We start from the raw sequence: 26,151 nt of genomic DNA on the forward strand, positions 1-26,151 counted from the left end.
GCTGGAGAAGCGCGTCGAACCGCCCCGGATGGGGGGCGGGGCTCGCGGCGCCGCTGGTCGGCTCAGCGGCTGGCCGACCGGCTCGCCGACGAGCAGCACCGGCTCGACGAGCTGGCCGCCGGTGACCTGGAGGTACGCGCCAGCATCGCCCTCAGCTACGACATGCTCTCCGCCCAGGAGAAGCGGGCGCTGCGCCGGCTGGGCCTGCTCGGGCTGCCGAGCTTCCCCCTCTGGGTGGCCGCGACCGCCGTGGACATCGGCCCGCGCGAGGCCGACCAGCTGCTGGAGCAGCTCGTGGACACCTCGCTGGTCGACGAGGTGGACCCCGACGAGACCGGGCAGGCCCGTTACCGGCTCCACGACCTGGTCAGGCTGTTCGCCGGCGAGCGCGCCCGGGCCGAGGAAGGGGCCGAGGAGCTGACGGCGATGACCAGAAGGGTGCTGGGCGGCTGGCTGTGGCTGGTCGAGCAGGTCAGCAAGGTCGTCCCGACCGGAGCCGTACCCATGCGCGTCACCCCCGGGCTGCCGCACCCGGTCGGGGATGAGGCGGCCCACCCGGCGCTGGCCGACCCGCGGGGCTGGTTCAGGAGCGAGGAGGAGTCGCTGATCGCCGCCGTCGAGCTGGCCGCCTCGATGGACCTCGACCAACTGGCCGTCGACCTCGCCTCCGCGCTGTCCCTGGTGGCCCTCGGGAGCAGCCAGTACGTCGTCGACGACCCGTTCACCTCCTGGCACCGCACCCACGAGGCGGCGCTGGCCGCGGCGCGCCGCACCGGCAACGTGCTCGGCGAGGCGAGCCTGCTGGCGGGCCTGGGGCAGCTCTACTACGAGCGGGACTTCTACGCCGAGTCCCGCCAGTACCTCAGCCAGGCGCTTTCACTGTTCCGCGAGGCCGCGGACGTACGGGGGGAGGCCTCCACCCTGGCCGCCCTCGGCGCGGCGTGCCGCGAACAGGGCTACCTGGCCGAGGCGCTGCACTTCCTCGGCGAGGCCGAACCGCTCTGGGAGCGCCTGGCCGACACCGCCGCCATCGCCCACGTCAAACGGCTGACCGGCACGGTACGCCTCGAACGCGGCGACTACGCCGCCGCCTGGACCGACTTCACCACGGCGCTGACCCTCTACCAGGAGGCCGGCAGCCAGCGCGGCGCCGGGCTGACCCTGCGCAACATGTCGCTGCACCACCGCGCCAGAGGCGAGTACGACCTGGCCGAGAAGGTGTGCGAGCAGGCGCTGGAGATCTTCCGGCAGCTCGGCGACCGGCTCATGGTGGCCTACTGCTCCCGTTCGCTGGCCAAGGTCAGGCTCCGGCTCGGCGGGCACGAGCAGGCCCGGCGGCTGCTGGAGGAGGCGCTCGGCGTCACCCGGACCCTGCACGACCGCTGGGGCGAGGCCTGCACCCTGCGTACACTCGGCGAGCTCAACCTGGCCGAGGGTCGCCTCTACCAGGCCAAGGCTGATCTGGAGGAGTCCGTGCGGCTGTGGGAGGCGCTGCGCCTGGGCCTGTTCCGGGCCCGTACCCTGCGGGACCTGGCGCTGGTCCACGAGGCCCTCGGCGATGACGCCACCGCCCGTACGACCCGGGCCGAGGCGCTGGAGGTGTTCCGGCTGCACGGCGCCCGCGAGTACGAGGAGATGTCGCAGTAAAAACTGTTCCAGGGGGATTACAGCGGTCTTGGATCCCGCTCGTGAACCATGGCGACGGCACGCCTCATGTGGCGTGTCCATGGTTCACAACGGAGGGCTTCCATGCCGAAGATCGTGCTCCTGTCCGACCCGCGGATCGCCGCGGTTTCCGTCAAGGAGTGCGGGGAACCGCTCGTGGACCTGCGCACCGTGGAGGCCATCCGCGTCGATCCGAGGCTGGCCGACCGCGAGGGGGCCTACGCGCACGTACGGCTGAGCGTGGCCGACCGGCTGGTGGCCGCGCAGACCCGGCTGCCCCGCGAGCTGCGCCTGCTGATCACCGAGGGGTACCGCCGGGTGGGACTGCAGCAGCAGTACTTCGACTCATCGGTCACCCGTCACCGCGCCGCGCACCCCGACTGGGACGAGAACCGCGTTCGCGTCGAGGCCAGCAGATACGTCTCCCCGCCCGACGTGGCCCCCCACGTCACCGGCGGCGCGGTCGACCTGACCCTGTGCACCTCCAACGGCGACGAGCTGCCGATGGGCACGCCGGTCAACGCCACCCCGCCGGAGGACGGCGAGGCCTGCTACACCGCCTCGACCGCCATCTCCGCGGAGGCCACGGCGAACCGGCACATCCTGGGCACCGCCATGACCTCCATCGGCTTCGTCAACTACCCGACCGAATGGTGGCATTGGTCCTACGGCGAGCGCTATTGGGCCTTCACCACGAGCGCTCACCACGCGCTGTACGGCCCCTGGGAGTTGCCGTCCTGAAGTGGGCGGCGCGGCCGGCGGCAGCACATGACGACGACGTCGTACGTGTTGCCGTCCAGGTCAGTTTCCCTTCGCGGCGCGGCCGAGACGGAAGGCCGAGATGAGGAAGAAGATGCCGCCGGGGATGGCGTAGCCGGCCGCGTTGGTCAGCGTCGGGCTGGCCGCGGAGGCGCCGAGGATGAAGGACGCACCGGCGAGTACGGAGATGCCGCCGCTGATGATCATCGGCCACTGGCCGCCCATCTTGCGGCGGGTGACGCCCACGATCAGCTGGACCAGCCCTGCCACGACCGCCCAGGCGCCCCACACGCGCAGCACGGCCGGGATACCGGACGCGCAGGCGACGGCCACGCCGACGGCGGTGATCAGGCTGACCGCGATGTTCACGTACAGCAGGGCAGGTGAGCCGGTGGCGCGCGACGCGCGGGCGTCGATGACGGCGGCGGCCACGTCGAACAGCGGGTAGAGCACGAGCAGGGTGACCGCGAGCGGACCCAGGTTCGAGGCGGTCGTGAACATCGCGAGGGCCCAGACGATGGCGAACGCGAACCGGACGAAGTACAGCCGCCGCAAAGCGGACGCGGTCCCGGAAAAACCGGGCGAAGCAGCGATCGTGCTCATGATGATCCTTTCGGTGGATGAGCGATGTGGGGAGCGGCCCGTGGCCGGCCTTCTCGTCCGGTGGGGGGTCCTGCCAGGCCGCCGCCTCGCTCGTGCCTAGCTAGACCGAACGTTCTGTCTCGGCACAGCATGGCAACCTGCGGCGCAGAAAGTCAAGACCGAACGTTCTACCCACTAACATGGCCGTATGCCCAGCCAATCCGAAGGCCGACCGTCCGAAGCGCGGTCCCGGCTGCTCAACACGGCCACCCGGCTCTTCTACGCGGAGGGCATCCACGCCGTCGGCATCGATCGCATCGTCGCCGAGGCGCAGGTGACGCGGGCCACCCTCTACCGGCACTTCCCCGGCAAGGAAGACCTCGTCCTCGCCTACCTGAACGAGGTCGACCGGGCCATGCGAGGTCAGGCCGACGAGGCCGTCGCCGCCGGACTACCGGCCGACGGCACCATCCAGGCCCTCAGCGAGTCCATCGCCCAAGGCATCCGGTCCCCCGGCTTCCGGGGATGCGCCTTCCTCAACGCCGCCGCCGAGTATCCCGACCCCGAGTCCCCGGTGCACAAGGCCGTGCTCGCCCACCGCCAATGGTTCCTGGAAACCGTCACGGAGCTGCTGTCCAGGATCCAGGAGACCGGCGCCGAGCCCGCCGCCCGCCACTTCGTGATGATGCGCGACGGCGCCATGGCCGCCGGCTGCCTGTTCGACCCGGTGCTGATCTGCGAGACCTTCCTGCGCGGAGTCGAGAGGCTCCTGCAGGTTTATGCCGTCACCGACTACAGCGGACCGGCGGGCGCCTGAAGCCGCAGGCCTCCGCCGGCGAACGCTCTCAGCGGGGGGAGGCGGAGGGAGTCGAGGAGCAGGTGCTCGTGCGCCGCGAGCAGCTCGTCGCAGAGCGCGGCGATCTCGGGCATCGGCGGCGTCGCCGAGGTGTTCGGGTCGAGCATGGCCCCGTGCCGGACGTGGTCCCGGCTGCCCGGCAGCACGGCACGTACGGTCAGCTCGGTCACGTTGAGGAAGGTCCGGCAGAGCGCCGCGAGTTGCGGCGGCATCGGTCCGATGGCCGTCGGCGTCGCGCCATCCGCGCCGACCGTGCAGGGCACCTCGACGCGTGGTCGGCCCGGTCCCGTAACTTCTTCACCCGAGCCGATCCTTCGGACCGTACGGACGCGACGCTGGTGCGGTGCTTCTACGGGCCGGAGAACTTCGAGCGGAAGCAGCGAGCCGAAAAGCTGGCCCGCGACCATGGCGTCTCACCCTCGGCGATCGCCATGGGCTACGTCCCGCACCAGCCTTTCCCGATGTTCGCCCCGTACGGGCCGAAGACGCTGGAGGGGTCGAGAGCCGGCTTCAGGGCCGGCGAGATTCACCTGTCCGCCGAGCAGGTCGCCCGGCTACGTGGCGGGTGAGTAAGATCGCAACCAGGATGATGCTCTCGTGACGATTCCGGCGAACGGCAGCCGGCGGATGCCCGCCGGGCTCATCGCGCTGACCCTCGGCAGCTTCGGGATCGGCCTGACCGAGTTCGTGATCGCGGGCCTGCTCCCCCAGGTGAGCCTGAGCCTGGCCGTGTCCGAGGCCGCGGCGGGGTGGCTGATCTCCGGATACGCGCTGAGCGTCGCCGTCGGCGCCATCGTGGTGACCGCCGCCACCAGCGGGCTGTCCCGCAAGTCGGTCCTCATCGGGCTGGTGGCGCTCTTCGTCGCCGGCAACCTCCTTTCCGCCGTCGCGTCCGACTATCCGGTGATGCTGCTCGGCCGCGTCGTCGCCGCCCTGTGTCACGGTTCGTTCTTCGGCATCGGCTCGCTCGTCGCCCGGCGCATGGTGCCGCCGGAGCGGGCGTCGAGGGCGGTGGCGGTGATGTTCGCCGGGCTGACCCTCGCCAACGTCCTGGGCGTGCCGTTCGGCGCGCTGGTCGGCGAACGCTGGGGCTGGCGCGCCACGTTCTGGGCGATCACCGTGATCGGCGTGATCGCCCTGCTCGCCATCGCGGCGCTGGTGCCGGGCTGGGCCGGCGCGGTGGACCGTACGCATCCCTCGGCGGCTTCCGGCCTGAACGGGCTGCGCGTCCAGCTCCGCGCGTTCCGCTCCGCGCAGGTCTGGCTGACGCTGGCGGCCACCGCGCTCGGTTACGGCGGCATGTTCGGCGCGTTCAGCTACATCGCCTACACCTTCACCCAGGTCACCGGCTTCTCCAGCGCCGACGTGGCCTGGCTGCTCGTCGTGTACGGCACCGGCCTGGTGATCGGGAACCTGGCCGGCGGGCGGGCCGCGGACCGCAACCGGGACCGCACGCTGATCGCCTCCCTGGCCGGCCTCGCCGCCACGCTCATCGCGTTCGGCCTGCTGGCCGGCAGCCCCGCCGCGTCGGTGGTCCTGGTCTTCCTGCTGGGCCTGTTCGGGTTCGCCGCCGTCCCCGGCATGATCACCCGCGTCACCGACTACGCGGACGGCGTCCCGCTCGCCGCCAGCGCCAACGTCTCGGCCTCCAACGTCGGCAACGCGCTGGGCGCCTGGCTCGGCGGCCTGGCCATCAGCGCCGGCCTCGGCTACACCGCTCCCCTGTACGCCGGCGCCGCCATCGTCCTGGCCGGCCTCGCGGTGATGACGATCAGCGCACGACGGGCATCGGGCGAGCGCGAACAGACCGCCGTGCCTGGGTGAGCACCCACCGGTCGGCGTGGCGCCGATGAGTGGTGGCATTTCGACTACGGCAACCAGATCTGGGCCGTTCACTACAAGAGACCGGTTGCCCTCTACGGCGAGATCGACCATTACGGCTGATATTCGCCGGTTGGGTTGTGGTGTGTCCGCAGGATGGCCGTCATGGCGCGAAGACGGCCCTGGTCTGCCTGCCGCCGGTTCGGTGGGCCGGGCTTCCAGATCGGCGATCATCTGGGCCGGCAGGCTGTCGTTCTCGTGCCGGACCGCCTGCGGGCCGAGTGTGCCGACATGCCTTCCGCCATCCGGACCGGGTCGGAGCCGACTCCCGCAGTGCGACCGAGCAGGCTGAGCGGCGCGTCGTAGCCGACGGTCGCGAACACTTTGCGGGCCGCCGCGATCAGTGCCGCGCGATTGCGAGCGGCGACGCGGCGCCCCTTGCCCGCCGGACGTGCCACGGACATGGCTCTCACACCACCAACCGGACAACAGCGTCCGCATGCTCAACATCAGCATGCCCCGCATTCGACAATGATCAGTCAGACGGGCTACATTGTTACCGGACAGCATTGTCCGGTTGTGATACTCGCTCCTGACAGGAGAGGACGTTGAGCGCTTTCGACAGCAAGAGCTGCCTGGTCACCGGCGCGGGCTCCGGCATCGTCCCGGCGATGGCGGTCGCCTTTGCCAAGGCCGGCGCTCGCGTCGTGGTCTGTGATGTCAACGAAGAGAGCGCTCATCGCACCGCTGCTGCTGCCGCACTTGCTGAGGCAGGGCGGCGGCGCGATCGTGCCGGTGGGCGGCGGCTGGTCGGCGGCCTGACTCGATGCCGAGAAAGAAGCACGAGCTGACTGAGACCTTCCAGCAGGCACCGGAACTGGAGCCGCGGGCGGAATGGGCCGAACCGCGCGAGGGCTGCCCGGTGGCGCCGATCCGGCCGACCAGTGCTGACCCGCTGGCAAGTTCGCGTACTGGTCCGACATGCTGGTCAGCCTGGCCGAGTTCACCTCTGAGGAGAAGGACGCCGCTCAGGCCGAGTTCGCCACGTACATGAGCGCCCACGCCAAAATGATCGGCATGCTGCTGGTCAACCGCGCCAAGCGGGACCGACTAGCCACCGGCCGCTCGCTCATTCGTACGGCCAGGAGCGCAGCCTGCCTGCCGCCGATCGCAACGAGAACGCCTTTGAGCACGCCGCCGAACTGAGCTTCACCCGCTCCCCACCTGATCACCCGAATCGGAAGGGCATCCATGGAACACTCTCCGACGCCGCCTGCCCGCCTCACAGTCGCGGACCTGGGCTTCGACCCGGACGTGCTACGCGCCAGGTACCGCCACGAACGCGACCGCCGGTTGCGGCCCGACGGCAACGCCCAGTACCAGGGCGCCCGTGGCGAGTTCGGCTACTATGCCGCCGACCCGTACACCGAACGCGCCGAGCGGGAACCGGTCCGTGACAAAGTCGAGGCGCTGGTGGTGGGTGGCGGCTTCGGCGGGCTGCTCACCGGCGCCAGGCTCCGCGAGGCCGGCGTGGACGGCATCCGGATGCTCGACGAGGCCGGCGACTTCGGCGGCACCTGGTACTGGAACCGCTACCCGGGCATCCACTGCGACATCGAATCATCGGTCTACCTGCCGCTGCTCGAAGAGGTCGGCTACCTGCCCACCATGCGGTACGCGCCCGGCGAGGAGATCCGCCGGCACGCCGTCGCGATCGCCGAACTCTACGACCTGTACCGCGACACGCTGTTCCACACCCGCGTCACGGAGCTGCGCTGGGACGACGCCGCGGCCGAGTGGCAGGTGCGCACCGACCGCGGCGACGACTTCCGTGCCCGCTACGTCGTCATGTCCTCCGGCACCCTGACCCAGCCGAAGTTGCCCGGCATCCCCGGCATCGAGACGTTCCGCGGGCACACCTTCCACACCAGCCGCTGGGACTACGGCTACACCGGCGGCGACCAGAGCGGCGGCCTGCACCAGCTCGCCGACAAGCGGGTCGCGGTCGTGGGCACCGGCGCCACCGGGATCCAGGTCATCCCGCACCTGGGGCGGGACTCGCAGCACCTGTACGTCTTCCAGCGCACCCCCTCGTCGGTCGACGTGCGCGACAACCGCCCCACCGACCCGGCCTGGGCCGCCTCGCTCAAGCCCGGCTGGCAGCGGGAACGGATGGCGAACTTCCTCACCGTCGTCACCGGCGGGCCCGCCGGACGGGACCTGATCAACGACGGCTGGACCAGCACCGCACGGCTGCAACGCCACCTGATGGCCGGCACCGTCGACACCGACCTGTCACCCGAGCAGCGCGAGTACCTCGACGAGATCGCCGACTTCCAGAAGATGAACCAGATCCGCGCCCGCGTCGACGAGATCGTCGACGACCCGGCCACCGCGGAGCTGCTCAAGCCCTGGTACCGCTACATGTGCAAGCGGCCCACCTTCAGTGACCACTACCTGCAGACGTTCAACCGGCCCAACGTCACCCTGGTCGACACCGCCGACCACGGCGGCGTCACCGCGATGACCGAGTCGGCGGTCGTGGTCGGCGAGCACGAGTACGAGGTCGACTGCGTCATCTTCGCCACCGGCTTCGAGGTCGGCGTCTCCGGCATCCTCTCCGGCGCTCTGCCGGTGTACGGCCGGGACGGCGCGCCCCTGCTCGGCACCTGGCGGCAGGGCCCCCGCACGCTGCACGGCTTCTACGGCCACGGCTTCCCGAACCTGTTCCACCTGGGCCCGCTGCAGAACGCCTCCGCGGTCAACTTCGTGCACATCCTGCAGGAGCAGGCCACCCACATCGGCGCCGTGGTCGCCGAGGCCCGCCGGCGTGGCCTCGGTGTGGTCGAGCCGACCAAGGACGCCGAGGACGCGTGGGTCGCCACCATCCGGGAGCTGGCGCCGGACAACAGCCGGTTCCAGGCCGAGTGCACGCCCGGCTACTACAACAACGAGGGCAAGCCCCGCCGGGTCAGCCAGACGTACGGGCCCGGTCCGGTCGCCTTCCACGACCTGCTGCGCCGGTGGCGTACCGAGGGCGGCATGGACGAGATCCTGGCGGGCAACCGATGAACCGCCGCAAGGCCGAGCTGCTGGTCCGGGCGAGTCCGCTGTGGGGGTCGAACGGCATGGCCTTCGGACCCGACGGGCGCCTGTACGTGGCCCAGTTCCTCGCCGGTCAGATCAGCGCCGTCGACCTGGCCACCGGCGACGTCGAGGTGGTCGTGCCACCGGACGGGCCGCTGCACTCCCCCGACGACCTCGCCTTCGACAGCGACGGCGCGATGTACGTGACCGACCTGGTCCCGGGCCGGGTGTGGCGGCGGGGCCCAACCGGGGACTTCACGCTCGTCACCGGCGAGATCACCGCGCCCAACGGCATCGCCTGCGTCGGAACCAGGGTGTTCGCCAACGAGATGATCCCGGGTGGACGTCTGCTGGAGCTGTCCCCGGCCGGCGGCGAACCCACGGTGCTCACGGCGGGCCTCGCCATGGGCAACGCGATGCAGCTCGGCCCGGACGGGCAGCTCTACTACCCGCACATGCTCACCGGCGAGGTGTTCCGCATCCCGCTCGACGGCGGCGAGCCCGAGCTGGTGGCCGCGGACGTCCCGGATCCGGTTGCCGTGCGCTTCGACCGCGCCGGCGCCCTGCTGGTGCTCGCCCGCGGGGCGAGCGGGATCGTCACGCGCGTCGACCTGGCCGGCACCGGCGACCGGTCGGAAATCGTCAGCGAGCTCAACGCCCTGGACAACGCCGCCTTCGACGCCGACAACCGGATGTTCGTCTCCAGCTACGCGCATGGCGGCGTCGCCGAGCTCGCGGCCGACGGACGTACCCGCCAGATCGTGCCCCGCGGCCTTGGCGGCCCCTTCGGGGTGACCATCGATCTCGGCGGCGGCGTCCACGTGGCCGACCACTACCGCCTCACCCAGCCCGCCGACCGGCCGGACGAAGACGTCACCACCACCGAGCAGCTGACCTTCGTGCACGGCATCGCCGCCGACGGCGACCTGCTCCACACCACCTCCCAGTACGGGCACGTACGCACCTACGACCGCCGCTCCGGCACGGTGCGCACCCGGGCCGACGGCCTGAACCGGCCGCTGGGCATCGCCGTGCGCGCCGACGGCACCCTGCTGGTCGCCGAATCCGGCGCCGGCCGCATCGTCGCCATCGACCACGACGACCAGGTCAGCGTGCTGGCCGAGGGCCTCGGCCGCCCGGTCGACGTGGCCGTCGACGCCGGCCGGCGCTGCTACGTCAGCGATGAGCAGCTCGCCGCGGTGTACCGCGTCGAGCACGGCGTACCCGTGCTGCTCGCCGACGGGCTCGGCACCCCGCAGGGCATCACCGTCCACGACGGCACCATGTACGTCGTCGAGACCGCCCACCGCCGCCTGCTCGCCATCGACCTCGCCACCGGCGACGTGGAGGTCGAAGCCGGCTCGCTTCCGGTCGCGTCCGCGGCCGGCCTGACCGGCCCGGAACCCGGCCTGTTCATCCCGCCCGGCCTGCCCGGAATGCCGCGGCCGTTCGCCGGGATCGCGGCCACGGCGGACGGCTCCCTGATCATCGCCGCGAACGGCGACGGCAGCGTCCTGCTCCTGCACCCCGAAGAAGCCGCACCTGGCCGGAGTGACCGCTGCGCCCGGGATGCCTGAACGCGGCTCAGATCCTGCGCAGGAGATCGCGGCCCCTGGCCGTGGAGCGATGGCGGGGCATGACGGCGGGCGGCCGACGCGCGTGAGCGCGGCCGCCCGCCGATATCCGCTGCCCCGGGCGGTGACTACGTCCTGTAGCGGTACAGGATCCGGCCGCGGGTCAGGTCGTACGGGCTGAGCTCCACGAGCACCCGGTCGTACGGCAAGATCTTGATGTAGTTCTTCCGTATCTTCCCGCTGATGTGTGCCAGTACCTTGTGCCCGTTCTCGAGCTCCACCCTGAAGGTGGCGTTACGCATGCACTCGATGACCGTGCCCTCTATTTCGATACCGTCTGGTGATCTTGCCATCGTTCTCTCACCTCTTCATTACGAATGCCGTTGACGCGAGCCGCAGTGCGGTCTCAGCGGAGCACCAATTCCAGGTTGCTGCTCGTACGCCGGGCCCCGACGCCCTCGAACAGCGCCATGGCCGCCCGGTTGGACTCGTTCACTTCGGCCGAGGCCGCTTCGGTGCCGCTGTGGTGCAGGGCACCCAGGACGTGGGCGAGCAGCGCCCGGGCGATGCCGCGGCGCCGCCGGTCGGACCGGACCGCGACCAGCCCGATCCGGGGCCGCCTGGTCACCGCTGCCAGCCGGACCAGGCCCACGTACTGATCGGGCCGGGCGGCCACCGCGTACTTCGACGGATCCAGCACGATCGGGCCGGGCACCACCTCGGCGGGCATCTCCTGCCAGCCGACGGTGGCCTCGACCTCGTCGCGAATCGCGCGGTCCAACGTACGCAGAGGGGCCTCTTCCACCCTGCCCGCGGCCACGATCGTCACGCCCTCCGGTGGTGGCGCCGAACCGAGACCCGTGATCCGCGGGTCGGTGGGCACGAGGTACTCCCACTCGCGGCGTCGGATCGCGAACCCGGCACGCTCCCACTGCGACGTCAGGTCAAGGTCGGCCTCGTCGACCACCGTGTGCAGCGGCCTCGGCAGGTCCGCCAGCATGGCGTCGGCGAGCCGGTCGAAGACCTCGCCGTCCCACGCGTCGATGCTGAGGAACATCCGTCCGTCGGGCCTGCGTGACACGTCGCCGCGGCCGACCACCCGGTCGCCCTCGACGGCGTGCCATTGCCGCTCCGCCACCCGGCTGATCGCTACGGCATGCTCGCCGGTGCCTGACGGGAAACCATCAGAATTCATAGGTTGTCGCCTTTCGGGATCGCCTTGTCGAGGCGCTCCCGGCGACATCTATGTCAGTCGCCCGACCGTGACGACGAGGGGAGCACCCACATCGATACAGCGTTCATGGGTCTCACCTCCTCGTGCGGTGTCACGGTTCGCAGGACCCTATCAGCGCGCGGATCCTCCCGTCCAACCATTTTCCCGGGCCGCCCGGGCCATGGCCGAGCGGATCCACGGGACGGTGCGGAACCTACCCGCGGTGGAGGACGTCACCCACCGCGGCCAGCGACAGCGTCTTGTAGCCGACCGAGTCGAACAGCACGGTGATCCGGTCATGTTCGCGGCTCATGACCGTCCCCGCTCCCCACATCTTGTGCGTCACCCTGGCCTGCACAGGTAGCTCCCCGCCGTCCGAGGCGGGCGCCGGTCCGGGTGCCGGGCCGTTCTCGCAGGTGTCGCAGGTGCCGCAGGTTCCGGCGTACGGTTCGCCGAAGTAGTGGAGCAGGAACCGGCGGCGGCAGCCCCTGGTCTCCGCGTAGCCGCGCATCATGTCGATCCGCGAGTCGTCCACGCGTCGTCGCGCCTCGTCCAGCTCGGACGCCTGCGCGGCGGCCTGCTCCGGCGTCAGCGTGCGGGAGGCGTACCGCAGGTCGCCGGTGTGGGTCACGGTCAGCGCGCCCGCGCGTTCCAGCAGGTTGACGAGCCTGGCGAGGTTGGACGTGCTCACCTTGAGCAGCGCGGCCAGTTCGCCCGCGGGCACCATGCCGGCGTGCTCGCGGACCAGGGTCGCCACGCGCAGCAGCGCCTCGGCGTCGGCTCGCCCGCCGGTGAAGAAGCGGCGCAGGCCCAGATCCTCCTGCCGGTAGAACAGCACCGCCGAGGCCGGGGCGCCGTCCCGTCCCGCCCTGCCGATCTCCTGGCAGTACGCGTCGGGCGACTCCGGCGGCTCGGCGTGCAGCACGTAGCGCACGTCGGGCCGGTCGATGCCCATGCCGAACGCCGACGTCGCCACGACGGTGTCCACCTCGCCCCTGGTGAACAGCTCGTGCACGCGGGTGCGTTCGGTGGCCCGCATGCCGCCGTGGTACGGCTCGGCCCGGCGTCCCTTCCGGGTCAGCGCATCCGCGTACTCCGCCGTCTCCTTGCGGGTGGCGACGTACACCAGGCCGAGACCGCTCAGGGAAGCGGCGTGCTCGACCAGCGCCCGCTGCTTGTCCTGGGCGGAGACGAAGCGGCGGACCTCCAGCGAGATGTTCGGGCGGTCGAACCCCCTGATGATCTCCACCGGGTCGGTCAGCCCCAGCGAGCGGATGATCTCCTCGCGGACGTTCGGGGCGGCGGTGGCGGTCATCGCCACCACCGGCGGATGCCCCAGGCGCTCGATGACCTTCCCGAGCCGCAGGTAGTCGGGCCGGAAGTCGTGGCCCCAGGACGAGACGCAATGGGCCTCGTCGATGACGATCAGCGAGGGCCCGGCCTGCGCGAGGCGTTCGACGACGTCGGCCTTGGCGAGCTGTTCCGGGGACAGGAACACGAACGCCGCGTCCCCGGCCGTCACCTTCTCCAGCCCGGCCGCTACGGAGGAGGTCGAGTTCACCGCCACGGCGCCGCCCGCGTCGGCCTTGAGCAGGCTGGTCACCTGGTCGCGCTGGAGCGCGATCAGCGGCGAGACGACGATCGCGGGGCCGTCGAGCAGCAGCGTGGGCACCTGGTAGACCGCTGACTTGCCGCCGCCGGTCGGCATGACGAGCAGCACGTCGCGGCCCTTGAGTAAGTGCTCCATCGCCTCCTGCTGGCCCGGGCGCAGCTCTGTCCAGCCGAAGCGCCGCAAGGCCGTGGCCCGCAGCTTCCGCCCCTGCCGCCCGAACCGGCCCTTCAACCTCATCCACAAGCCCATGCCGCCCAACCCTCCGCTCGGTGGCGGTCATTACCCGCACTGGCGGGCCGCATGCCTGCGACCGATCGGGCCGCAGCTTACGGCAACTCGCCCGCCGGGCCGGGCGCTCCCCACATCGAACCGCACACCGACGTCAGCCCTTGACCGCGCCGGCGCTCAACCCCTGGATGAGGAAGCGCTGGACGTACGCGAAGAGCACGACGACGGGCGCCACGGCGATCAGGCCCCCGGCGGCGAGAGCGCCGAAGTCGGTGCCGAACTCCCCCAGCAGGTAGCTCAGCCCGACGGGCACGGTGAACCGGTCCTGCGAGCTGATGAACATGATGGCGAACAGGAAGTTGTTCCACGCGCTGATGAACGCGAAGGACCCGACGGCGACGATCCCGGGCTTCAGCAGCGGCAGGACGACCGCGCAGAACGCCTGGATCCGGCCGCACCCGTCCACCTGAGCCGCCTCCTCCAGGGAGACCGGCACATTTCTGATGAAGCCCGCCATGAGGACGAGGGAGAGCGGCAGGTGGAAGACGGTGTCGGCGATGATCAGGCTCCACAGGCTGTTCGTCAGATAGAGCCCGTTGAAGATCTGGAAGAGCGGGATGAGCATCATGGCGCCCGGGATGAACTGCGTGCACAGCATGATGACCAGGAAGACGTTCTTGCCGCGGAAGGTGAGGCGGGCGAGCGCGTACCCGCCGAGCATGCCGATCACCGTCGACACGAGGAGGCTGGCGACCGCGACGACGATGCTGTTGCGGAAGTAGACGCCGAAGCCCGAGCCCTCCCAGACCCTGCGGAAGTTCTCCAGGGTGATGGGCCACGGCACGAGGGCCGTGGAACCCGGCGGCCGGAAGGCGAACAGCACCATCCAGTACAACGGGACGAGCGTGAAGAGCAGGAACAACGTCAGCGGCAACCACAGCATCAGGCGGCCGCCGGCCGAGCGCCGCCGCTTGCGGGCCGCGTGCGCGCCGGTCGCGTGCCCCCGGGTCGGTGGTGTCGCCGGGACCCGCCCGACGTCGTCGCGGGTGGCGAGGCTCACTTGCCCTCCTTGGAATCGCCGGAGCTGATGCGTAGGTAGACCAGGGACGCGAAGGTCAGCAGCAGGAACGCCGTGACGGTGAGCGCGGAGCCGTAGCCGAAGTCCTGGTCGTGGATGGCGGTCTGGGCCACGTAGAGCGGCAGCGTGGTCGTCGAACCCGCCGGGCCGCCGGCGGTCATCGTGTACAGCAGGTCGACGTTGTTGAACTCCCACACCGCCCGCAGCAGCGTGGCGATGACCACGGCCCTGCGGATGTGCGGCCAGGTCACCGACGAGAACCGGCGCAGCGGCCCGGCGCCGTCGACGTTCGCGGCCTCGTACAGCTCCAGCGGGACCGACTGCAGGTCGGCGAGGATGAGGATGGCGAAGAACGGGATGCCCTTCCACAGCTCGGCGATGACCAGGGCCCAGAAGGTCGTGCCGGGATCCGACAGCAGGGAGGTCCCGTACTCGCCGATGCCCATGGACGCCAGGTAGTGCCCGATCCCGGTGGTGGGGTTGTAGAGCAGGATCCAGATCGTCGTCGTGAGGATGCCCGACACCGCCCATGGGCTGAAGGCCAGGGCGCGGGCCAGCCCGCGGCCCACGAAGGTGCGGTTCAGCACCAGCGCCAGCGCCAGGCCGAGCACGAACTGCAGCCCCACCTCCACGAACACCCACTGGGCGGTGAAGCGCAGGCTCCGCCAGAACCGCTCGTCGGCCAGCAGTGCCCGGTAGTTGTCCAGGCCGGCGAACCCGTCGTCGAGGGGCCGGGTGAGGTTGTGGTGGCGCAGGCTCTCCCAGAAGACGCTGAGCACGGGATAGAGCAGGAAGACCAGCACCAGCACGACGGCCGGCGCGATCAGCAGGTACGCGTGCCCGGCCCGGGACCCGGCCGGGCGGTGCACCGGTTCGGCGGTCGTGGAGCTCATCCGTGCTCCTTGTCGTACTTGCGCTTGGCCGTGGTCAGGGCCGTGGCCGCGGCGGCGAGGAAGTCACGGGGCGTCAGGCTGCCCTGCAGCACCTTCTGCCACTCCGGAAGCAGGTCGGTGACGGTGATGGAGGTGAATTCCGGCAGGTAGTAGGGCTGTTCCAGGGTCACGACGCCGGGCTTCGCGGCGGCGTCCAGCGCGGCCTTCATGGCGGCGTTCTCGGTCACCCACTTCTCTTTCGCGACCGTCTTGTTGCCCGGGAGGTATCCGGACTTCTGGGCCCAGAAGCTGTTGCCCTCGGGCTCCATCGTGTAGGCGAGGAACTTCCAGGCCTCCTCCTGGTGCTCGCTCTCCTGGAACATCGCGAACCCGGTCGTCATCCAGCCGGTCAGCACCTGGCCGTCCGGCCCGGGGAAGGGCGCGACGGCGCCGACCTTCTCGGCTCCCAGGGCGGCGACGTGGTTGGGGTAGGAGCCGATGCTGTGGCTCAACATGGCCGCGCCGCCGTTGCCGAACTGGGCCACCATGGTCTTGAAGTCTGCGGTCAGATCGCTGCGCGCGGTCTGCTTGCCGAACAGGGCCACGTACTTCTCGCAGGCGGCGATGACCGCGGGGTCGTCCAGCGTGGAGGACCCGTCCTCGCGGAAGAACGTGCTCACGCCCGCGCGTGGATAGACCATCTGCACGAACTGGCTGAAGAAGCCGTTGCCGCCGCGCAGCGTGTAGCCGAAGCGGCCGGAGGAGGCGTCGGTGAGGCGGCTCGCGGCCGCGTCGAAGTCCGCCCAGGTGGCCGGCGGCTTCAGCCCGGCCTCCTGGAACCAGTCGGCGCGATAGTAGATCACGTCGGCGAGGCTGGTGGTGGGCGTCAGGTAGAGCTTGCCGTCGGGGGCGGCGGCCCGGGTGGACTTGAGCATCTGCTCGGAGATGTGCTGTTCGAGGCCGGCCTTCTTCAGGCGTTCGTCCAGGGGGGCGAGCGCGTTCTGGGCCACCAGGGCCGCGAGGTCGGACGCCTTCGGGGTGAGCAGGTCGGGTGTGGAGCGCGTGGCGATCGCGGTGTTGATCTTCTGCATGTACTGGTCGGTGGGCAGGCCCAGGTAGTTGATGCGGATGCCGGGGTTCTTGGCCTCGAACATCGAGATCAGCTTCTTGAGGTTGGCCGTGCGCTCCGGGCGGGTGTCGGTGTCCCACAACTGCAGCGTGACACTGCCGCCGCTGCCGCCGCCTGAGCCGCCGCAGGCGCTCACCGCGGACGCCAGACCCATGGCGACGCCGGCCTGTGCCGCCGTCCGGATGAAGCTGCGCCGGGACAGGGCGTACCGGCCGAGGACCTCGGCCGGGTGGTGCTGACGGGTCATGGGTCTTTCCTCTCGTTCACCAAGAACTGCGCTCCGCTGTGCGGTTGCCATACGGTACATGAGATATGAGATTTAGGGTATGGTCGGTTCTATACAATGGGCCATATGCCCTCCGATCCCCCCGGCGGCCAGACGGAGCGCCGGTTGCGGTGGTCGATGACAAGTGAAGGAGCGCGGGTGAGTGAGACAGCGTTGGGCGCGATCAAAGCGTCTTCGAGGACGGCCCTCGTCCTCGAAGCGCTGCGTCGCGGCATTCTGAGCGGCGAGCTGCCGGCCGGGCGTGCCCTCGTGGAGGTGGAGCTCGCCAGCCGTTTCGGTGTCTCCAAGACTCCGGTGCGCGAGGCGCTGAAGACGCTCAGCGGGGCCGGCCTGGTCACCATCAGCGAATACACCGGGGTGACGGTCCGCAAGGTCGACGAGCGCCTCACCCGGAGCGTGTTCGACGCCCGGTGCCTGATCGAGCCGGCCGCGGTGCGGCGAAGCGTCGAGGCCGGGCTGAGCGACGGCGGCCGGCTAGCCCGCGAGGCCCTGCGCAAGTCGGACGAGGCCACGGACGAGGTGACCCGCAGCCTCGCCAATCGCGACTTCCACCGCGCCCTCTACGCCGACTGCGACAACGAGGTGCTGGTCGGCGTGCTCGACCAGCTGCGCGACCAGACGGCCCTCATCTCCGTCAACGTCTGGTCCCAGCGTCCCTCCTGGGAGGACGAGGCGCAGGAGCACCGGCAGATTCTCGAGGCGGCACTGAACGGGCAGGCCGACGAGGCGGCCCGGCTCGTGTTGCAGCACATCAGCGTGTTCCAGGAGCGGGCGCTCCAGCAGATCAAGGAGGCCGGCCGTGAGGTTCGGTGAGCTCTCCCGGGCCCTGCGCGACGTCGTCGCCATCCCGGTCACGCCCTACGCCGGCGGCGTCCCCGACCTCGCGCTGTACCGTTCGCTGCTGCGCCGCCTGGTCGACGCGGGCGTCAACGTGCTCACCCCGAACGGCAACACCGGCGAGTTCTACGCCCTGAGCGCCGAGGAGCGGCTCCAGCTGATCACGGCCGCCGCGGAGGCCGTTCAGGGAGAGGCGCACCTCCTGGCCGGGATCGGCCTCGACGTCGCCACCGCCGTCGAGGAGGCCCGCCACGCGGCGGCGCACGGCATCCGGATGGTCATGGTGCACCAGCCGGTGCACCCGCACGTGTCGGCCCAGGGCTGGCTCGACTACCACAGGGAGATCGCCGAAGCGGTGCCCGACCTGGCCCTGGTCCTCTACCTGCGCAACGCCTGGGTGGACGGCCGGCTGCTGACGCGGCTGGGCGACCTGTGCCCCAACGTGATCGCCCTGAAGTACGCCGTCGCGGACGTGAACCGTTTCGCGCAGCTACGCGCGGAGACAGGCCCCGACCGGTTCGTCTGGATCGCCGGGCTGGCCGAACCGTACGCGCTCTCCTACGCCGTCCACGGCGCCGAGGGCTTCACCTCCGGGCTGGTGAACGTCAACCCCGCCTTCTCGCTCCGGCTCAGGGACGCCCTGCGCGAGGAGCGCTATCCGGCGGCGGAGCGGATGCTCCGCGACATCGCGCGATTCGAGCACCTGCGCGCGGTCGACGGCGGAGCCAACAACGTCAGCGTCGTCAAGGAGGCGATGCACCAGCTCGGCCTGTGCGACCGCGCGGTCCGGGCGCCGAGCACCGTCCTCGGCGAACCCGAACGGCAGGAGGTCGCGCGGATCCTCACCGAGTGGGCGAAGGCCGACGACCTCGGGCCCCTGCCCGTGGCGGCGTCATGAGGATCAGCGGCCTCCGCTCGTTCGTGCAGCGCGTCGGCGATCGTCCCCGGGTGCTGGTGCGCGTCGACACCGACGAGGGCGTCAGCGGCTGGGGCGAGGCCTACAACCATGGCCCCGACCTGGCGCTCGGCCCCCTGCTCGATTACCTCGGCGGGCAGATCGGGGGTGCGGACCCGCGGCGCGTGGAATACGTGTCCCAGCTCCTCCTCCGCACCGCCAGGTTCCCGCAGGGGGCGCTCGGGCTGGCGGCGATCGCCGCCATCGACCACGCGCTGTGGGACATCACCGCCAAGGCGCTCGGCGTGCCCGTCTACCAGGTGCTCGGTGGCGCCGTACGAGATCGGGTGCGCGTCTACTGCGGGCTCTACTCCGCGCCCGACCCCGACGAGTGCCGCCGCCAGACCACCGAGCTGCACCGGCAACACGGATTCACCGCCTTCAAGCTGAGCCCGTTCCGTACGGACCTGCACGCCAGACGCTGGGGCCTCGTCGTCGCCGAGACGGCGGAATGGGCTCAGGAGGTCAGGCGGTGCTGCCCGGAGGAGTTCGACTTCGCCTTCGACGCGCACGCCAAGATCTTCGAGCCCTACCAGGCGGTTCAGCTCGGCAACGCCCTGGCGCCGATGGACCCGCTCTTCCTGGAGGAGCCGCTCCGCCCGGAGCACTACGCCTCCTGGGGCCACCTGCGCCAGCAGTTGGAGGTGCCCCTGGCCACCGGCGAGAGCCTGTACTCTCCCCACGAGTTCCTGAACCTGCTCACCCACGGGGGCGCCGACCTCGTCCAGCCGGACATCTGCGTGGTGGGCGGCATGTCCCAGATGCGGCGCATCGCGACCCTCGCCGAGACCTTCAACACGATGGTGGCGCCCCACAACCCGATGGGGCCCCTGGCCACCGCGCACAACGTGCACTTCGCCGCGGCCTGCAGCAACTTCTCGATCCTGGAGTACAAGCCGGAGACGACGAGGTGGTGCCCGGACCCGTACGTGCCGGTCGACGGGCACCTGGAGCTGCGGCCCGACCGGCCCGGCTGGGGGATCACCATCGACGAGGATGCCCTGGCGGAGGACGACTACGTGCACTGGGAACGCCGGGTTCCCGTCCGGCCGGACGGGTCCCTCGCGTTCTGCTGACACCGCGGGGCCCTGGCAGGTGCGGGGCGTCTCCGGGTTGGTGATCATGTCGCCGCCGGCACCTGCCCCCACTTCACGCCCGCGCCCACCGGGCCACGCGCTCCTGCGCGGTCACCGTCACACCCGCCCGCCGCGCGTGACGCACGAGCGCCGGCGGGGGTGCCGTGGATGCCGTAGGCGACCGTCCTGGGACCGTTGCTGCGCGGCGTCAGGCGGGATGCGGGGCGGGCGTCGCCGGAGCGGCCGCGACCTTGCGGGTCTCGCGCATCATCAGCAGGCCGTTGATCACCATCAGCGTCGCGGTCAGGGCGTGGACGCCGAACGCGGTGGCCACGGAGCCGTGGTGGGCCAGCACGGTGGTCATGTCGCCGTACGCGGCGAGCGCCTCCACCAGCAGCACCCAGCCCAGCGCCCGGCGGTGGCCCGTCACCAGCAGGATGCCCAGGACCAGGGCCAGGACGACGTCGCGGATTCCCTTGATGATCAGGAAGCCGCCGCCGTCGCCGGACGGCCAGCTCGGCAGGCCGAACCCCGGCGCCGTCGTCTCCGGGCTCAGGATGAAATCCGTCCCGAACCAGAGGATGAAGAGGATGAAGGCGGCGGTCAGGACGGTGTTGATCTTCTTCAGTGACATTGTTCTTCTCCTGCGAGGGCTTGGGAATTCTGTGGGGTCTGGTCAGGCGGCGCGGACGCGGCTGATGTGGCGGGCGTAGCGGGGGCGGCCGATGATGTGCCAGATGCCGCGTACCGGAGCGGGAAGGGCGGACAGGAGCGTGGCGCGCTCGGCCGGGTTCGCGTCCTCCAGGACGAGGCCGAAGAGGGTGAAAAGGGTGAGCTTGGGCGTGTTGGCCACCAGGTGGTCGCCCAGGGAGGCCCACTCCTTTTCGGTGATGTGCTCGGCCGCGAGCGGAAGAAGGGTGGCCTCCTCATCGTCGAGGTGCTCGAGAAGCACGGCCCGGTGGTCGGCGAGGGCGGCCACGAGCGTGTCGCGCTCGTCCGCCCCGGCAGCGGCCTCCCACGCCGGGACCGCGGCGTCCAGCCTGGTCAGCGTGGCCGCGACGCGCTCGTGCTGTGCCTCCATGCGCAGGACGATGTCGCTCTCCAGATCGACCCGGGACAGCAGCGGCGGCCACAGCAGCTCGTCCTCGCCCTCGTGATGGTTCTTCAGTCCCAGCCGGTAGTCACGGAAATGGTCGGCGATCACCTTGGCGCGAGCGGTGTCACCCGGGGCGACCGCCGCGACGAGCTCCATCAGCAGCCGCGACTCGCGACGGAAGGCGCGGTGGACGATCTCCATGTCCTGGGTGTTGACGCTCATCTGTTCCTGCCCTTCATCGGTGGCGATGTGTTCAGGCTGCTCCCGGGTATTTGGAGGGGGCTTGGAGCCGATTTGGAAGCGTCCACGTACGATGTGCGAATCATGGTTTTCATCCGGGTGCTGGGCTCGTTCGCGACCGAGGTGAACGGTGCGGCCGTTCACCTCGGCGGGCCGCGGCAGCGGGGCGTGCTGGCGTTGCTGGTGGCGGCGCGTGGGCAGGTCGTGCCGGTCGATCGGATGATCGAGGATCTGTGGCGCGACGAGCCACCCGCGCGGGCTCTGCTGTCCTTGCAGGCGTATGTGTCCAACCTGCGCCGGCTGCTGGAGCCCGGGCGCCCGCCGCGCACGTCGGCCCGGCTCCTGGTGAGCGCGTCGCCCGGCTATGCGCTGCGGCTGCGGCCGGAGTCGGTGGACGCGTGGCGGTTCGAGGACCTGCTCGACCAGGCCCGTACGGTCACCGACCCGCGTGCCGTCCGGTCCCGGCTCGCCGAAGCGTTGGGGCTGTGGCAGGGACCGGCGTTCGCCGAGGTCGCCGACGAGCCGTGGGCCGCCGCCGAGACGGCCCGGCTGAACGAGCTGCGCCTGCTCGCCACCGAGCTGCACGTCGCGGCGGGTCTGCGAATCGGCGACGCTGCCGCGGTGGTCCCCGAGGCCGAGCGGCTCACCCGCGATGAGCCGCTGCGCGAGGAGGGCTGGCGGCTGCACGCCCTGGCACTGTGGAGCAGTGGCCGCCAAGCCGACGCGCTGGCGACGCTCCGCCGCGCCCGCGCTATCTTCGCCGAGGAGCTCGGGCTCGACCCCGGCCCGGACCTGACGGCGCTGGAGGAGGCGATCCTCACCCAGCGCACGGACATCCTGCGCGAGACCGTGCCCCCGCCGCCGCCGACCGCACCGCTGCCGCGGCCGGCTCCGATCACCGAGGCGCCGTTCGTCGGACGCGAGGCGGAACTGTCGGCACTGGTCACGGCCGCCACTGAGGCCGCCACCGAGGCCGCCACCGACGGCGCCCGCATCGCCCTTGTCACCGGCGAGGCCGGGCTCGGCAAGTCGACGCTACTGGAACACCTGGGCAGGCGGCTTGAACGTGACGGATGGCTGGTCGCCGTCGGCCACTGCCCCGAGGTCGACAGCGCGCCGCCCGCGTGGGCCTGGACCGAGGCGCTGAGAGCCGTTGCCGCGGCCACGTCCCCGGGCGAGTTCGCCGACGGCCTCGCGCCGCTGCTCACCGACACCGAGCCGGTGAACGCCGACGCCACCGCGGGACGGTTCCGCCTGCGCCAGGCCGTGTGGAAATGGCTCGCGGCGGTCGCCGCGGAACGCCCGGTCGCCGTCGTGCTGGACGACCTGCACTGGGCGGACGCCGCCACGCTGGAACTGCTCGGCGGCGGCCTCGGCATGCGGGCCCCGATCCTGGTCGTCGCCGCGTACCGCGCGGACGAGAGCGGGCACCTCACCGAAACGCTGGCCTCCCTCGCGCGCGCCACGCCCCTCCGCCTGGCGCTGTCGGGGCTGAACGACGAGGCCGTCGCGGAGCTCGTACGGACCGAATGCGAGGCCGACGAGGAGACCATCGCGGGGATCGCCGAGCGCACCGGCGGCAACCCGTTCTATGTGCGCGAAAGCGCCCGGCTGCTGAATGGCGAAGGCGCGCTGGTGGCCCTCTCCGAGGTCCCCGAAGGCGTACGGGACGTCCTCCGCCGCCGGCTCGCGCGCCTGCCCGAGGGAGGCGTGTCCATCCTCCGGCTGGCCGCGGTCGCAGGCCGGGAAAGCTCGGTGGACGTCCTCGTCAAGGCCGCCGACGCCGACGAGGACGGCGTGATGGACGCGCTGGACGCGGGCGTCATCGCCGGGCTGCTGAACGAGCCCGCCCCCGGACGCGTCCGCTTCGTCCACGCCCTCGTCAGGGACACCCTCATCGCCGACCTCAGCCGCCTCCGCACAGCCCGCATGCACGCCCGGATCGCCGCCGCTCTTGAAGGCACCCACGACATCGCGGCGCTGGCCCACCACTACGCGCGCGCCGGCTCACCAAAGGCCGTCGGCTACTGCGTCCAGGCCGCCGAGCTTGCCGAGGCCCGCTACGCCCACGACGTGGCGGCCGCCCTCCTCACCGACGCCGTCGCCAACTCGACCGGACCGGACGAACGCATCGAATTGCTCGGCAGGCTGCTGCGCGCGCAGATCCGGGCGGGAGCCGTCGGAGCCGCCCGCGAGACCCGCCGTGAAGCTGTGGAGTACGCGGAGTCCCTGGGCCGCGACGACCTGATGATCGCCGCATTCACCGCGTGGACGGAGCCGACCACCTGGCAGGCCCGTATGTACGGCACGGTCGACCGGTCCATCGTCGACCGCCTGAGCCGCCTGCTGAAGCGCGACCTGACCCCTTCGGTGCGGTCCCGGCTCCTGACGGCGTACGTGGACGAACTGGTCGGCGAGGACGACCCGACCGTTCTGGAGGCAGCGCAGGAGGCACTCGACCTCGCCACCGGCCCCCGGCTGCGGGCCGCGGCACTCCAGAGCCTGGCCCGGGTCCACGGCGACGCCGAGCTCTGCCGAGAGCTCGTGGCGATCGGCACCGAGCACGACCTGCCCGTCTACCGCGTCACCGGGCTGATCAACCTTGCCACCGTCGCCGCCGCCGCCAACGACCCGGTGACCATGCGCCAGGCGACCACCGAGGCCCTGGACCTCGCGCGCACCTACCGAATGCGCGAGGCGATCGCCGTCGCCGAGATCACGCTGGCGACCCTGGCACTCGTCGAAGGCCGATTCGCCGACGCCGAGCGCCTCTACATCAAGGCCGACGAGGGCATGCAGCGCGCCGGATCGGTGCACGCCACGGGCTTTCTCCAACTCGCCCTGGCCACGATCTGGCTGAACGACGGCACGCTCGGTGCACACCTGGACGACGTGCGCGCCCTCCACACCGCGCTCGGCGCCATGACCTCCGACCTGCTCGCGCTCGCCCTCCACGCCAACGGCCTGGACACCGAAGCCCGCGAGGTCCGCGCGTCACCCAGCCCGATCCGCCCCGACTTCTTCTTCACCTTCCTCACAACGTTGCGGGCGATGGCCATCGTCGCCTTGAACGACCGCGACGCCGCCGAGGAGATCTACGCGACGCTGCTTCCGCACCGCAACGACCCCCCGGCGGGCGCCGCGAGCCTGGCGGTGGCGCTGCCCCCGGTCGCCCACACCCTCGGCGAGCTGGCCCTCTTCCTGGGCCGCACCGAGGCCGCCGCCCACTTCACCCAGGCCGCCACCATCGCCGACCAGTGGAACGCACCCCACTGGGCCGCCGAGGCCCGGTTGCGAACGACCACCTAGCCTCTGCCCAGCTCGGCCCCCGCCGCGCCGCGGGCCCGTCAGGACGGGGTCGACCGTGCGGGTCCACAGGGCCACGTACGACTGGGCCCCTAACCGGGTGCCGCGAGAAGTGGCTGAGAGGGAGAAGGCCGATCGGTCAAGCTCCCAGCCTGCGAGCGGCCGAAAGTGGCCTCCCCAGGACGGACTTCCGAGTTGAGAAGCGACGTGATCAGTGTCTCGGCGACGGCATGGTGGTCAGCAGTCGATCCGGATGGTGGTGGTCCGGTTGCGGATGTTGGTCGCCAGCGTCACACCGGCTCCGTTGTTGACGATGGAGGTCAGGTAGACCCTGCTACCGCTGCCACCGGTCCCCGTCCAGTAGCAGCTGTAGCTGCTCGGGCAGTCGCTGAAGGCCAGGATGCCGACCTCACTGGCGCGAACCGGGACGCTGAGGACGCTCTCCCCCTTCTCGTTGACGAGGACGACCGGTTTCTCGTCGGCCGGGGTTGTGGCGGACGAGGGGGCCGCCAGGCCGAACACCGCGAAGATTACCGCGGCGAACGTGATCAGGGTCTTTCGCATTTGTCTCCTCACTTCGACTGGCATTACCTGCGATTTCCGAATGCGTGTTTCCGGCGATTCAGGGGTTGCGCTCGTCGCCATTCCCCGCGATCTCACCCAGTTGTAGGTGACCCGTGGGTTGTCCAGCGAGGGCGCGGCGACTGGATAAACAAGGCGCAGCCCCGCCGAGGCCCGTGACCTGCGGCCGGATCTGATTCTGAGGCGTTGTCCAGAGCTCGGTGGTTCTCCTGGTCCGCCTCGCCGCAGGCCCCTGCGGGGCGGGCGATGGATCGTCAGGAGGAGGCGCCTGTGTAGCGGAGTTAGACTTATCTCGCGGTATGCGATTCCTGACTGCAATTTGTGATGACACAGATCTTTACTGTCACCGAGGATGAGGCGTTGGGACGTCCTGAACGTGTGCTGGATCCGGAGAATGACCCGCTCCACCGATTCGCGTACGAGCTCAGGCAGCTCCGGGCGAGAGCAGGAACACCCAGTTATCAGCAGCTTTCCAGGCGTGCGCATTAGGCATGGGGCTCGTTTCGGTGCTGCGCGGCCATGAGAAGGAGGTGTGGACGGCGGCCTTCGATTCGAGCGGCCGGCGGGTGTTCAGCGGAGGTGTGGACGGCGCCGTCCGGAGCTGGGACTGGTCTGCCGGCACCAATCGCGTGCTGGACCGGCACGACGGCGAGATGGTGGGCCTGGCCGTGAGCCGCGACGGGAGGCGCCTGGCCAGCGCCGCCACCGATGGCACGATACGGGTCGCCGACACGGGCGGCGAGACGAAGCCGGTGGTGCTGCGTGGCCACGAGCGTGTGGTGTGGAGCGCCGAGTTCAGCCCGGACGGGCGCCGGCTGGCGACCGGCGGGCAGGACGGCACCGTACGGATCTGGGACCCGCACCGCGACCTGCCCCCGCTGATCCTGCGCGGCCATCGAGGTCTCGTGTGGGCTGTCGCGTTCAGTCCGGATGGGCGGCTCCTGGCCAGTGCGGGCACCGACGGCACACCGTGCGGATCTGGCCCGTATCCGGCCGAGGCGAGCCTCTGGTGTTACGCGGCCACCAGAACATGGTGTGGTCCGTCGCCTTCAGCCCCGACGGGCGATGGGTGGCGGGAACAGGACACGACGGGACGGCCCGCATCTGGCGCACCAACGTGGCCGCCCCTCCCATGACGGTGGACGGGTTCGCCGCCACCGTTGAAAGCGTCGAGTTCTCCCCTGAGGGACCGCTGCTGGCCACCGCCCACGGGGACGGCACCGTGCGCTTGTGGCGCTGCACCGCCTGAGAACCGATCGATGATCTGCTCACCCGCGTCGATCGGCGACTCGCCGGG

General features: G+C 70.8%; 26 protein-coding genes. 14 read left to right on the forward strand and 12 right to left on the reverse strand.

Translation table 11 applies throughout. The annotated features are described in order from the left end of the window. Together ACWEPL_RS33320 and ACWEPL_RS33325 are read left to right on the forward strand one after the other, a co-directional pair. The coding region (locus ACWEPL_RS33320; protein ID WP_452438527.1) for a tetratricopeptide repeat protein at positions 1-1,647 on the forward strand (1,647 nt) is incomplete at its 5' end. Between the two features lie 102 nt (positions 1,648-1,749). Beyond that, complete coding sequence (locus tag ACWEPL_RS33325) at positions 1,750-2,406, forward strand: M15 family metallopeptidase (protein WP_452438528.1); 657 nt, start codon at positions 1,750-1,752, stop codon at positions 2,404-2,406. Positions 2,407-2,466: 60 nt separating this feature from the next. On the opposite strand, the gene ACWEPL_RS33330 is transcribed toward ACWEPL_RS33325, so the two are convergent. Then, positions 2,467-3,027: a hypothetical protein gene (locus ACWEPL_RS33330; protein ID WP_452438529.1), complete on the reverse strand. Its 561-nt coding sequence runs from the start codon at positions 3,025-3,027 to the stop codon at positions 2,467-2,469. Positions 3,028-3,214: 187 nt separating this feature from the next. Here ACWEPL_RS33330 and ACWEPL_RS33335 point away from each other — a divergent pair, with 187 nt between their 5' ends. Beyond that, complete coding sequence (locus ACWEPL_RS33335) at positions 3,215-3,823, forward strand: TetR/AcrR family transcriptional regulator (RefSeq protein ID WP_452438530.1); 609 nt, start codon at positions 3,215-3,217, stop codon at positions 3,821-3,823. Here ACWEPL_RS33335 and ACWEPL_RS33340 read toward each other — a convergent pair. Continuing rightward, positions 3,799-4,125 carry a family 4 glycosyl hydrolase gene (locus tag ACWEPL_RS33340; RefSeq protein WP_452438531.1) on the reverse strand — a complete coding sequence of 109 codons (327 nt, stop codon included), beginning with the start codon at positions 4,123-4,125 and terminating at the stop codon, positions 3,799-3,801. The genes ACWEPL_RS33335 and ACWEPL_RS33340 overlap by 25 nt on opposite strands. Here ACWEPL_RS33340 and ACWEPL_RS33345 point away from each other — a divergent pair. Together ACWEPL_RS33345 and ACWEPL_RS33350 are read left to right on the forward strand one after the other, a co-directional pair. Further along, the gene (locus tag ACWEPL_RS33345; protein ID WP_452438532.1) at positions 4,063-4,431 is read left to right on the forward strand and encodes an aldo/keto reductase; all 369 of its coding nucleotides are present in this window, start codon (positions 4,063-4,065) and stop codon (positions 4,429-4,431) included. The two genes, ACWEPL_RS33340 and ACWEPL_RS33345, sit on opposite strands and share 63 nt — an antisense overlap. 28 nt (positions 4,432-4,459) lie before the next feature. Then, a complete protein-coding gene (locus ACWEPL_RS33350) occupies positions 4,460-5,686 on the forward strand; it encodes an MFS transporter (protein WP_363971722.1) in 1,227 nt (408 codons plus the stop codon). 227 nt (positions 5,687-5,913) lie between these two features. On the opposite strand, the gene ACWEPL_RS33355 is transcribed toward ACWEPL_RS33350, so the two are convergent. After that, a complete protein-coding gene (locus ACWEPL_RS33355) occupies positions 5,914-6,147 on the reverse strand; it encodes a hypothetical protein (protein WP_452438533.1) in 234 nt (77 codons plus the stop codon). Positions 6,148-6,664: 517 nt separating this feature from the next. Here ACWEPL_RS33355 and ACWEPL_RS33360 point away from each other — a divergent pair. The 3 genes from ACWEPL_RS33360 to ACWEPL_RS33370 are packed head-to-tail and all read left to right on the forward strand — an operon-like array spanning position 6,665 to position 10,347. Next, positions 6,665-6,889 carry a hypothetical protein gene (locus tag ACWEPL_RS33360; protein WP_452438534.1) on the forward strand — a complete coding sequence of 75 codons (225 nt, stop codon included), beginning with the start codon at positions 6,665-6,667 and terminating at the stop codon, positions 6,887-6,889. A 45-nt stretch (positions 6,890-6,934) separates the two neighbouring features. Then, complete coding sequence (locus ACWEPL_RS33365) at positions 6,935-8,755, forward strand: flavin-containing monooxygenase (RefSeq protein ID WP_452438535.1); 1,821 nt, start codon at positions 6,935-6,937, stop codon at positions 8,753-8,755. Further along, positions 8,752-10,347: an SMP-30/gluconolactonase/LRE family protein gene (locus tag ACWEPL_RS33370; protein ID WP_452438536.1), complete on the forward strand. Its 1,596-nt coding sequence runs from the start codon at positions 8,752-8,754 to the stop codon at positions 10,345-10,347. Before ACWEPL_RS33365 ends, ACWEPL_RS33370 begins: the two co-directional genes overlap by 4 nt. A 125-nt stretch (positions 10,348-10,472) precedes the next feature. Here the strand turns inward: ACWEPL_RS33370 and infA are convergent, their stop codons facing one another. From infA to ACWEPL_RS33400, 6 genes are all read right to left on the reverse strand, one after another. Beyond that, complete coding sequence (gene infA, locus ACWEPL_RS33375) at positions 10,473-10,697, reverse strand: translation initiation factor IF-1 (protein ID WP_350734166.1); 225 nt, start codon at positions 10,695-10,697, stop codon at positions 10,473-10,475. Positions 10,698-10,750: 53 nt separating this feature from the next. Beyond that, positions 10,751-11,539, reverse strand: coding sequence for a GNAT family N-acetyltransferase (locus tag ACWEPL_RS33380; protein WP_452438537.1), 789 nt, complete (start codon positions 11,537-11,539; stop codon positions 10,751-10,753). 232 nt (positions 11,540-11,771) lie between these two features. Continuing rightward, the gene (locus ACWEPL_RS33385) at positions 11,772-13,418 is read right to left on the reverse strand and encodes a RecQ family ATP-dependent DNA helicase (RefSeq protein ID WP_452438538.1); all 1,647 of its coding nucleotides are present in this window, start codon (positions 13,416-13,418) and stop codon (positions 11,772-11,774) included. A gap of 133 nt (positions 13,419-13,551) precedes the next feature. Further along, on the reverse strand, positions 13,552-14,457 hold the full coding sequence (locus ACWEPL_RS33390) for a carbohydrate ABC transporter permease (RefSeq protein WP_452438539.1): 906 nt from the start codon (positions 14,455-14,457) through the stop codon (positions 13,552-13,554). Next, on the reverse strand, positions 14,454-15,368 hold the full coding sequence (locus ACWEPL_RS33395) for a carbohydrate ABC transporter permease (RefSeq protein ID WP_363971736.1): 915 nt from the start codon (positions 15,366-15,368) through the stop codon (positions 14,454-14,456). The genes ACWEPL_RS33390 and ACWEPL_RS33395 overlap by 4 nt, the downstream gene beginning before the upstream one ends. Beyond that, positions 15,365-16,723: an ABC transporter substrate-binding protein gene (locus ACWEPL_RS33400; protein WP_452438540.1), complete on the reverse strand. Its 1,359-nt coding sequence runs from the start codon at positions 16,721-16,723 to the stop codon at positions 15,365-15,367. Before ACWEPL_RS33400 ends, ACWEPL_RS33395 begins: the two co-directional genes overlap by 4 nt. Positions 16,724-16,900: 177 nt before the next feature. On the opposite strand from ACWEPL_RS33400, the gene ACWEPL_RS33405 reads away from it, so the two are divergent. From ACWEPL_RS33405 to ACWEPL_RS33415, 3 genes are read left to right on the forward strand one after another with little or no spacing between them, the layout of a single operon-like run. After that, entirely contained in the window at positions 16,901-17,575 is a 675-nt protein-coding gene (locus tag ACWEPL_RS33405) for a GntR family transcriptional regulator (RefSeq protein ID WP_355211933.1), read from the forward strand. Next, positions 17,562-18,497 carry a dihydrodipicolinate synthase family protein gene (locus tag ACWEPL_RS33410; protein ID WP_350734155.1) on the forward strand — a complete coding sequence of 312 codons (936 nt, stop codon included), beginning with the start codon at positions 17,562-17,564 and terminating at the stop codon, positions 18,495-18,497. The genes ACWEPL_RS33405 and ACWEPL_RS33410 overlap by 14 nt, the downstream gene beginning before the upstream one ends. Next, on the forward strand, positions 18,494-19,630 hold the full coding sequence (locus ACWEPL_RS33415; RefSeq protein WP_363971743.1) for a mandelate racemase/muconate lactonizing enzyme family protein: 1,137 nt from the start codon (positions 18,494-18,496) through the stop codon (positions 19,628-19,630). Before ACWEPL_RS33410 ends, ACWEPL_RS33415 begins: the two co-directional genes overlap by 4 nt. Before the next feature lie 208 nt (positions 19,631-19,838). Here the strand turns inward: ACWEPL_RS33415 and ACWEPL_RS33420 are convergent, their stop codons facing one another. Both ACWEPL_RS33420 and ACWEPL_RS33425 read right to left on the reverse strand, forming a co-directional pair. Beyond that, positions 19,839-20,264: a DUF4267 domain-containing protein gene (locus ACWEPL_RS33420; RefSeq protein ID WP_363971744.1), complete on the reverse strand. Its 426-nt coding sequence runs from the start codon at positions 20,262-20,264 to the stop codon at positions 19,839-19,841. A 42-nt stretch (positions 20,265-20,306) separates the two neighbouring features. Next, positions 20,307-20,948 (reverse strand): hemerythrin domain-containing protein, encoded by a 642-nt coding sequence (locus tag ACWEPL_RS33425; RefSeq protein ID WP_363971746.1) that lies wholly within the window; start codon positions 20,946-20,948, stop codon positions 20,307-20,309. A 102-nt stretch (positions 20,949-21,050) separates the two neighbouring features. Between ACWEPL_RS33425 and ACWEPL_RS33430 the strand changes: the two genes are divergently transcribed. Next, positions 21,051-24,275 (forward strand): BTAD domain-containing putative transcriptional regulator, encoded by a 3,225-nt coding sequence (locus ACWEPL_RS33430; RefSeq protein WP_452438541.1) that lies wholly within the window; start codon positions 21,051-21,053, stop codon positions 24,273-24,275. Between the two features lie 234 nt (positions 24,276-24,509). Here ACWEPL_RS33430 and ACWEPL_RS33435 read toward each other — a convergent pair whose 3' ends face one another. Further along, a complete protein-coding gene (locus ACWEPL_RS33435; protein ID WP_452438542.1) occupies positions 24,510-24,836 on the reverse strand; it encodes a peptidase inhibitor family I36 protein in 327 nt (108 codons plus the stop codon). Between the two features lie 509 nt (positions 24,837-25,345). Between ACWEPL_RS33435 and ACWEPL_RS33440 the strand changes: the two genes are divergently transcribed. Together ACWEPL_RS33440 and ACWEPL_RS33445 are read left to right on the forward strand one after the other, a co-directional pair. Then, positions 25,346-25,990, forward strand: coding sequence for a WD40 repeat domain-containing protein (locus ACWEPL_RS33440; RefSeq protein ID WP_452438543.1), 645 nt, complete (start codon positions 25,346-25,348; stop codon positions 25,988-25,990). Then, complete coding sequence (locus tag ACWEPL_RS33445; RefSeq protein ID WP_452438544.1) at positions 25,885-26,103, forward strand: WD40 repeat domain-containing protein; 219 nt, start codon at positions 25,885-25,887, stop codon at positions 26,101-26,103. The genes ACWEPL_RS33440 and ACWEPL_RS33445 overlap by 106 nt, the downstream gene beginning before the upstream one ends. Positions 26,104-26,151 lie beyond the last annotated feature (48 nt).

The sequence above is a fragment of the Nonomuraea sp. NPDC004186 genome, assembly GCF_053603495.1.

What these genes read in the sequence shown, in the direction of transcription:
- ACWEPL_RS33385 (WP_452438538.1), bottom strand. Translation starts at nt 13,418, where the DNA reads ATGGGCTTGTGGATGAGGTTGAAGGGCCGGTTCGGGCGGCAGGGGCGG.
- ACWEPL_RS33380 (WP_452438537.1), bottom strand. Translation starts at nt 11,539, where the DNA reads ATGAATTCTGATGGTTTCCCGTCAGGCACCGGCGAGCATGCCGTAGCG.
- ACWEPL_RS33365 (WP_452438535.1), top strand. Translation starts at nt 6,935, where the DNA reads ATGGAACACTCTCCGACGCCGCCTGCCCGCCTCACAGTCGCGGACCTG.
- ACWEPL_RS33430 (WP_452438541.1), top strand. Translation starts at nt 21,051, where the DNA reads ATGGTTTTCATCCGGGTGCTGGGCTCGTTCGCGACCGAGGTGAACGGT.
- ACWEPL_RS33360 (WP_452438534.1), top strand. Translation starts at nt 6,665, where the DNA reads ATGCTGGTCAGCCTGGCCGAGTTCACCTCTGAGGAGAAGGACGCCGCT.
- ACWEPL_RS33420 (WP_363971744.1), bottom strand. Translation starts at nt 20,264, where the DNA reads ATGTCACTGAAGAAGATCAACACCGTCCTGACCGCCGCCTTCATCCTC.
- ACWEPL_RS33370 (WP_452438536.1), top strand. Translation starts at nt 8,752, where the DNA reads ATGAACCGCCGCAAGGCCGAGCTGCTGGTCCGGGCGAGTCCGCTGTGG.
- ACWEPL_RS33435 (WP_452438542.1), bottom strand. Translation starts at nt 24,836, where the DNA reads ATGCGAAAGACCCTGATCACGTTCGCCGCGGTAATCTTCGCGGTGTTC.
- ACWEPL_RS33445 (WP_452438544.1), top strand. Translation starts at nt 25,885, where the DNA reads ATGGTGTGGTCCGTCGCCTTCAGCCCCGACGGGCGATGGGTGGCGGGA.
- ACWEPL_RS33400 (WP_452438540.1), bottom strand. Translation starts at nt 16,723, where the DNA reads ATGACCCGTCAGCACCACCCGGCCGAGGTCCTCGGCCGGTACGCCCTG.
- infA (WP_350734166.1), bottom strand. Translation starts at nt 10,697, where the DNA reads ATGGCAAGATCACCAGACGGTATCGAAATAGAGGGCACGGTCATCGAG.
- ACWEPL_RS33330 (WP_452438529.1), bottom strand. Translation starts at nt 3,027, where the DNA reads ATGAGCACGATCGCTGCTTCGCCCGGTTTTTCCGGGACCGCGTCCGCT.
- ACWEPL_RS33325 (WP_452438528.1), top strand. Translation starts at nt 1,750, where the DNA reads ATGCCGAAGATCGTGCTCCTGTCCGACCCGCGGATCGCCGCGGTTTCC.
- ACWEPL_RS33415 (WP_363971743.1), top strand. Translation starts at nt 18,494, where the DNA reads ATGAGGATCAGCGGCCTCCGCTCGTTCGTGCAGCGCGTCGGCGATCGT.
- ACWEPL_RS33395 (WP_363971736.1), bottom strand. Translation starts at nt 15,368, where the DNA reads ATGAGCTCCACGACCGCCGAACCGGTGCACCGCCCGGCCGGGTCCCGG.
- ACWEPL_RS33355 (WP_452438533.1), bottom strand. Translation starts at nt 6,147, where the DNA reads ATGTCCGTGGCACGTCCGGCGGGCAAGGGGCGCCGCGTCGCCGCTCGC.
- ACWEPL_RS33425 (WP_363971746.1), bottom strand. Translation starts at nt 20,948, where the DNA reads ATGAGCGTCAACACCCAGGACATGGAGATCGTCCACCGCGCCTTCCGT.
- ACWEPL_RS33440 (WP_452438543.1), top strand. Translation starts at nt 25,346, where the DNA reads ATGGGGCTCGTTTCGGTGCTGCGCGGCCATGAGAAGGAGGTGTGGACG.
- ACWEPL_RS33335 (WP_452438530.1), top strand. Translation starts at nt 3,215, where the DNA reads ATGCCCAGCCAATCCGAAGGCCGACCGTCCGAAGCGCGGTCCCGGCTG.